Annotated in this window: 5 protein-coding genes; 2 read left to right on the top strand and 3 right to left on the bottom strand. The window is 63.9% G+C overall.

Features of this window, described 5'->3' with window-relative positions; translation table 11 throughout:
• The first annotated feature begins 206 nt into the window (after nucleotides 1-206).
• Together VFE81_RS14305 and VFE81_RS14300 are read left to right on the top strand one after the other, a co-directional pair.
• A complete protein-coding gene (locus VFE81_RS14305) occupies nucleotides 207-806 on the top strand; it encodes a hypothetical protein (RefSeq protein WP_325045225.1) in 600 nt (199 codons plus the stop codon).
• Between the two features lie 140 nt (nucleotides 807-946).
• Complete coding sequence (locus VFE81_RS14300; RefSeq protein WP_325045224.1) at nucleotides 947-2,296, top strand: DUF2325 domain-containing protein; 1,350 nt, start codon at nucleotides 947-949, stop codon at nucleotides 2,294-2,296.
• An 11-nt stretch (nucleotides 2,297-2,307) separates the two neighbouring features.
• Here the strand turns inward: VFE81_RS14300 and VFE81_RS14295 are convergent, their stop codons facing one another.
• The 3 genes from VFE81_RS14295 to VFE81_RS14285 are packed head-to-tail and all read right to left on the bottom strand — an operon-like array spanning nucleotide 2,308 to nucleotide 3,937.
• On the bottom strand, nucleotides 2,308-2,718 hold the full coding sequence (locus VFE81_RS14295; protein ID WP_414695593.1) for a winged helix-turn-helix domain-containing protein: 411 nt from the start codon (nucleotides 2,716-2,718) through the stop codon (nucleotides 2,308-2,310).
• Nucleotides 2,719-2,758: 40 nt separating this feature from the next.
• A complete protein-coding gene (locus VFE81_RS14290) occupies nucleotides 2,759-3,394 on the bottom strand; it encodes a nitrogen fixation protein NifQ (RefSeq protein ID WP_325045222.1) in 636 nt (211 codons plus the stop codon).
• Nucleotides 3,395-3,448: 54 nt separating this feature from the next.
• A complete protein-coding gene (locus VFE81_RS14285) occupies nucleotides 3,449-3,937 on the bottom strand; it encodes a molybdopterin-dependent oxidoreductase (RefSeq protein ID WP_325045221.1) in 489 nt (162 codons plus the stop codon).
• Nucleotides 3,938-3,953 lie beyond the last annotated feature (16 nt).

The following is a 3,953-nucleotide window of genomic DNA, read 5'->3' as shown; positions in this document are numbered from 1 at the left end:
GGCAAAGCAACTGCCAGTGCGGCGAGGGCCGGTCGAATGGCAAAGCCGCTGCCGGGGCGACAAGACCCAGTCGGGCGGCCTCCGCTACCCTCGCGACGGCTTTCGTTATATCCTGTCGAATATCACGGTATGCTCTCGTGGAGCGCGGCGGCTCGCCCGTCGATCGCGCACGACGAAGCGAAACAAGCAAGCAGGAGCCAGCAGCGGTGCGTAGTCGACCCACATTGCGATCCACATTGTCCGACCCGGCGGGAGGCGCCCCGAAGGGGCTTTCGTCGACTATCGTCGCGGTGAAGTCAGCGTCCGAACGCGGCCGCGCCGAGCTGATCCGCGATGTCGTCGATGCCTACCGGCGCCTTTACGGCAGCGTGCAGCGCTTCGTGCTAATGCTGACGGACGACCAGTTGAACTTCGCCTCGGTAGGCACTTCGGGCTCGCACTCGCTGAATCAGTTGCTGTCGATCCTGGCCGAGCAGGCGAAGGCGGCGGCTTTCGCGCGTCTGCGCGATCTGAAAGCTTCGATCGAAGAAGCGCGCTCGGCCGAGCAACTTCGCGACGCGATTTTCTCGGATGCCTTCAGCAACGATCTGGCCGCGTTACGCAAGGTGGTGACGGAACTCGAACGGCTCGACGCGGCATTTATCGGCCTGTGTGTTGGCCACGTTCTGGACCAGCATGCACGGGCAGCCGGCGACACGACGCCGGGCGTCGTCCGGCGCGCCACCGGCCGCACTATCGCGGCAGCGCCCGCGGCCACTCAGCGCAAATCACGCGCCGAGCCCATTCTCGTCCGCCCAAACGACTGATTCGTCATTGCCCCACATGAACGTTTTATTTTGCCTCTCGCTATATCTTTTCGAATATATCGCCGGCAGCGCTTGCGCGGCGAGCGTGTCCCGCACGCACATTCAATCAGCCTGACGCCAGAACCGGATTCGAGGTCCTCATGCACACGCCGCCATTTCGTCTCGCCCAGCCCCAGCGCCTCAAACTGTCCGGCGACGAAGTCGCCGGCACCGGCCTGCGCGCAGCCGACCCGTGTTGCACGCCTGCCCAGGCGTCGTTCTCGAATACCAAACGGCGCGCGCGCCTCGCGGAGCTCGCCGGCCAACTGCATTGTTCAATCATCGGCACCTGTCTCAGCACGCACGAACTGCGCAAGCTGGTGCCTAAATTCACTGGTCTCGATCGCCGGGACGCTAGCGATCTCGAGATTCATCACTCGGCCGTCGAACTCGCGATCGATGGCGGCGCGGGTGCCAAAGCTCTGCACAAGTTGCTCGACGAGCACTATGCGATAGCGATCCGCCGCTTCGATAAAGCCGCCGACGACGTCGAGTTGCTCAAGCTCTGGGACGAAGCGCTGAAAAGTGGCGACATTCCGCCTGCTTACTGGGCCTTGATGACGCATCCGTACGCGACCTTGCACGTGCGCCAGAAAGCGTTCGGCGAATTGCATATGCTGTCGCATCTGGTCGGCGCGGCGAATCGCGCGGACATTCGCAGACTGGTTGCGCTCGAAGCGGAAAACGCCGAGTTGAAAGAGAAAGTCGAGCGGCAGCAAAGCCGCCTGCAGGAGATCAGCACGCAGCGCGACGCATCGATCGCCGCGCTCAACGAGCAGATCGCGCAGCTCACAGCCCTGGCCACGCGCCAGACGCCGGCGGATCCCACCGATCTCGAAGCCGAGATAGCAAGGCTGCGTGACAAGCTGGCCGACACCGATCAGCGGGTGGCGCTGCATACGAGCCGTCGTGAGGCCGCGGAACAGCGCGTGCAGCAGGAGCAAGGCGCGGCGCTCACGTTACGCAAGAGCCGCGACCAGGCGTTGGCGCTTCTCAAGCTGGTGCAAAGCGAATGCGATGCGCTGGAACGCGCGACCGTGGATGCCGCGGACAGCCATGGCGCGGGGACGCGGCAAGCCAGCCTCGACGGGGTACGTGGCAAACGGATTATGTACGTGGGCGGCCGGCCCGGCTCGAATGCCGCGCTCAAGCGGCTGGTGGAGGCCGCCGGCGGTGATTTCGTGGTGCACGACGGCGGCGTGGAAGATCGCAAAGGTCTGCTTGCCGCCGCGTTACCGGGCGCGGATATCGTCGTGTTTCCGGTCGACTGCGTCGATCACGATTCGATGAATACGCTCAAGCGGGTTTGCGAACGCCATCAGATTGACTACCATCCGTTGCGCACCGCGAGCGTGGCGAGCTTTGTCGAATTGATGGACCGCCTGCGCCCTGAGCATCTTGCCCAGTTGGGCAATCCGCCACCGTCGGCGTTTTGCCTGCGCCACGGTTGAAACTCCGCCACTCAGGAACGGATCATCCTGGTCAGCTCGGCGATCTGTTTCGCGCAGCTTCGTTGCGCCTCTACTTCGACATCGCGGTACAGACGAATGATGCTTTCGCCGACCGGCGTCAGCGTACAGCCACCGCCGCTCTGACCGCCCTGCTCCGAGTGCGTGGCGGGCGCTTTGAGCGAGCGGTTGAGCTCGTCGATCAACAGCCAGGCGCGCCGGTACGACATGCCGAGGCTGCGCGCCGCAGCGGAGATCGAGCCGTATTCGCGCACGGCTTCGAGCAGTTCGACTTTGCCCGGCCCAAGCGCGACAGCATCACCGCTGCGGATGCGCATTCTGAAGCGCACTTCGGGGCGCGGTTTCGCGGATCTTGTTGCGGGTGCTGGTTTGGTTTTCGCGGTATCAGCCATGCGCGAAAGCATACACGAACCGCCTCGCCCTGCCATCCTGGCTGAATGGCCTTCAGTGGTGGTCCGGGAAGCAATGCCCGTAGTCTTCGCAGCCCGGGCAACCGGGAGCCGGACCGGGCTGAAGGCCTAACGAAAGCGCGCGTTGCTGGGCGAGGAATTTCTTCCAGCGCAGGTTGCCGACATTCAGCACGACGAGCGAGGGGAAATAACGCGTCAGCATCCATGTGACTTCTTCGCGGCCCGCGAGGCCGAGGTCGCACCACAGGTGATCCGGCCGCAGGCACGCGTGAGCGATGATCGAGGCGAGGCAGCGAGCGTCGTTCGCATCGACGGCCGTGCTGGAATACGTGAGCAGCAGCGTGTGTAGCGTTTCGACGAATTCCGCGTGTTCGCTGGTGTCGACGGGCGGCAATGAAGACAACGGCGCGGGCACGGGCGCGTGCGCAAAGTGCCGCTTCCGTAGCGCGCGCCACGCCTGTTGCGACAACCCCAACAGCGCGAGTTCGCGGCGCACGTCGCGAGCGGCGATCAGTTTGGCGAACAGTTGAGTATCAGGCGACGCAGCATTCGTGGCACCGGCCAGCCACTTTGCCGTACGCTCGGCAACCTGCGCATCGAGCGACGCAAGCAACGGTTCCGGGCTGCGCGCGGCAACATCCGCAACAGGCGAAAGCGGTTCGTCAGACATGGTGGCAACACGATGATGAACAGCCAGCCATGTTACGCCTGTCGCGCGAATCGCCTACGCCAAAGGCGTCAAAACATGCGCTTCGATTCGCGCGAGACGTTTGACGTGGCGTGGTGCGGGCAGGATGGCAGAACCGGAAAACAGAATCGGAGCGCCGTCCTCGGCATCGAGCGCGCGGCCACCGCATTCGTACGCGATCAGCACGTTCTCGCCGACCGGCGTGTTGAACAGTTCATGCCACGAGAACGTCACGACGTAGCCATCGTGCCCCACCGCCACGAACACCGTGCGCTTGAACTCGCCCGGCACCTCGTTCGGCAGGCCCGCTTCCGAAATCAGGGTCGTCAAACGCACGCCGCGATACGGCTCGACACTGCGGATGAAACGATTCGTCGTGTAGCAGCGCAAGTCGAACGGCGTGGCCAGCACGCTTTCGTAACCCTTGAGGCGCTCGAGGTCGAAAGACAGCGGGCGCTGGAACCGTCCGCTCAGGACGAGCGCGCCAACGACTGCAGGCGCGGCAATTACATTCACACTATCCATCGGCGGTTATCTCCAG

This window comes from Paraburkholderia sp., assembly GCF_035656215.1.
In the GTDB taxonomy this organism is placed as follows: Bacteria; Pseudomonadota; Gammaproteobacteria; order Burkholderiales; family Burkholderiaceae; genus Paraburkholderia.
The sequence above is the reverse complement of the archived record's forward strand: the minus strand, read 5'-3'. Positions and strand labels throughout refer to the sequence as shown.